Genomic DNA, 2,174 nt, shown 5'->3' on the forward strand with positions numbered 1-2,174 from the left:
GCAGCGGGACGATCCCCTCCTCTTCAAGTTCGAACACCGTGCGGAGGTACATCTCCGTGGTGTCGATAAGCCCATGGGCAGTCACTGAAACCTTCCTCCCAACAGTGATGCTACGCGCTCGCGCCACCACCGTGAGAAACCTAAGAAGACCCTCGCTGGCGCGCCCTAGGGCGACAGCCGTTCAATGGCCCAGCCGTCACCCGAGCGCCGGTAGCTCAGCCGGTCGTGCAGCCGGTTCGGCCGGGACTGCCAGAACTCGATCCGGTCGGGCACGATCAGGTACCCGCCCCAGAAGTCGGGCATGGGGACCTCTCTCCCTTCCGGCCACCGCGCGGACAGCTCGGCCACCCGGTCGTCGAGCTCGGCCCGGGACGCGAGGACGGAGGACTGGCGCGACGCCCACGCGCCGATCTGGGACAGCCAGGGCCGCGAGTGGTAGTAAGGCTCGCTCTCCGCCATGCTCAGCGGCCGCGTCACGCCCTCCACGGTCACCTGGCGGCCGAGGCCGTACCAGGGGAACAGCGCGCAGCAGCGCGGATCGGCGGCCAGGTCCCGGCCCTTGCGCGAGGTCCGGTTGGTGTAGAACGTGAAGCCCGTGTCGTCGTGCGACTTGAGTAGCACGGTGCGCGCGTGCGGGCCCTCCCCGACGCCGAGCGTCGTCAGCACCATCGCGTGCGGCTCGGGCAGCCCGGCGCTGACCGCCTCGTCGAACCAGAGCGTGAACTGTCGGAACGGTGAGCTGTCAAGCATCTCTGGATTCAACATCCTGTTCATAAACGCAGATTTTTACACGCGCCCGCCCTGTCCGGCCCACGGCCACCGCGGTTTGAATCAAGCGACTCAACATCCCAACCGGGAGGAGACCAGAGGCCGATGTCTGATTTCAAGCCGGGCCTCGAAGGCGTCGTGGCGTTCGAGACCAAGATCGCGGAGCCCGACAAGGAAGGCGGATCACTCCGCTACCGGGGCGTCGACATCGAGGAACTCGCCGGCCACGTGCCCTTCGGTAACGTCTGGGGGCTGCTCGTCGATAACGCGTTCAACCCCGGCCTGCCGTCGGCCGAGCCGCTCGACCAGCCGGTGAGCACCGGCGACGTGCGGGTGGACGCGCAGAGCGGCGTCGCGGCGCTCGGCGCCCGCTGGGGCCTGCGCCCGCTGCTCGACATCTCAGCGGAGCAGGCGCGCGAGGACGTCGGCCGGACCTGCGCGCAGCTGCTCGCGATCATCGCGCGGTCCGCGCGCGGCGCGGGCAAGCCCGCGGTACCGCAAAGGCACGTCGACGAGGCGAAGACCGCCGCCGAGGCCTTCCTCGTCCGCTGGCGCGGCGAGCCCGACCCCAGGCACGTCAAGGCGCTCGACGCCTACTGGGTGAGCGCCGCCGAGCACGGCATGAACGCTTCCACGTTCACCGCCCGGGTGATCGCCTCCACCGGGGCCGACGTGGCCGCCGCGCTGTCCGGCGCGGTCGGCGCGCTGTCCGGGCCGCTGCACGGCGGCGCCCCCGCGCGCGTGCTTTACATGATCGAGGAAGTCGAGCGCAGCGGCGACGCCGAGGGGTACGTGAAGTCCGTTCTCGACGCGCACGGCCGCCTGATGGGCTTCGGCCACCGCGTCTACCGGGCGGAGGACCCCCGGGCCAGGGTGCTGCGGCGCACCGCCAAGGAGCTTGGCGCGCCCAGGTACGAGGTCGCGCTCGCCCTGGAGACGGCCGCGCTCGCCGAGTTGCGCGCCCGCCGCCCTGACCGCGTACTTGAGACGAACGTCGAGTTCTGGGCCGCGATCATGCTGGACTTCGCGCAGGTACCCGCGGACATCACGCCCGCGATGTTCACCTGCGCGAGGACCGCGGGCTGGGCGGCGCACATCATGGAGGAGAAGCGGACCGGCCGCCTGATCCGCCCGTCGGCCCGCTACATAGGCCCCGCCCCGCGCCCGGTCAGGGACGTGGCCGGCGCGGCTGAGGCCTTGCCATAAACGGTTGGCGGCCCGCGTTAGGCTAGCCCCGTGACCAGGATCGTCATTCCAGAGACCCTCAAGCCCGGTGACGGGCGGTTCGGCAGCGGCCCGACGAAGGTCCGCCAGGAGCAGGTCGCCGCTCTCGCGGCGGCGCGAGAGCTAGGCACGTCGCACAGGCAGCCGCCGGTTAAGGCACTCGTGCGGCGGATCCGTAGCGG

The 2,174-nt window shown here is 70.7% G+C and carries 2 protein-coding genes and 2 pseudogenes; 2 read left to right on the forward strand and 2 right to left on the reverse strand.

Annotated features, from left to right (window positions below):
- Both VG296_RS32720 and pdxH read right to left on the reverse strand, forming a co-directional pair.
- Positions 1–85 (reverse strand): annotated as a pseudogene (locus VG296_RS32720) (dihydrofolate reductase); the annotation flags it as partial.
- A gap of 80 nt (positions 86–165) precedes the next feature.
- The gene (pdxH, locus tag VG296_RS05360) at positions 166–774 is read right to left on the reverse strand and encodes a pyridoxamine 5'-phosphate oxidase (protein WP_325563684.1); all 609 of its coding nucleotides are present in this window, start codon (positions 772–774) and stop codon (positions 166–168) included.
- A 99-nt stretch (positions 775–873) separates the two neighbouring features.
- On the opposite strand from pdxH, the gene VG296_RS05365 reads away from it, so the two are divergent.
- Positions 874–1,974 carry a citrate synthase 2 gene (locus tag VG296_RS05365; protein ID WP_325563686.1) on the forward strand — a complete coding sequence of 367 codons (1,101 nt, stop codon included), beginning with the start codon at positions 874–876 and terminating at the stop codon, positions 1,972–1,974.
- A gap of 30 nt (positions 1,975–2,004) precedes the next feature.
- A pseudogene (locus tag VG296_RS32725) lies at positions 2,005–2,174 on the forward strand (phosphoserine transaminase); the annotation flags it as partial.

Source organism: Actinospica sp., from assembly GCF_035552695.1.
Classification (GTDB): Bacteria; Actinomycetota; Actinomycetes; order Streptomycetales; family Catenulisporaceae; genus Actinospica.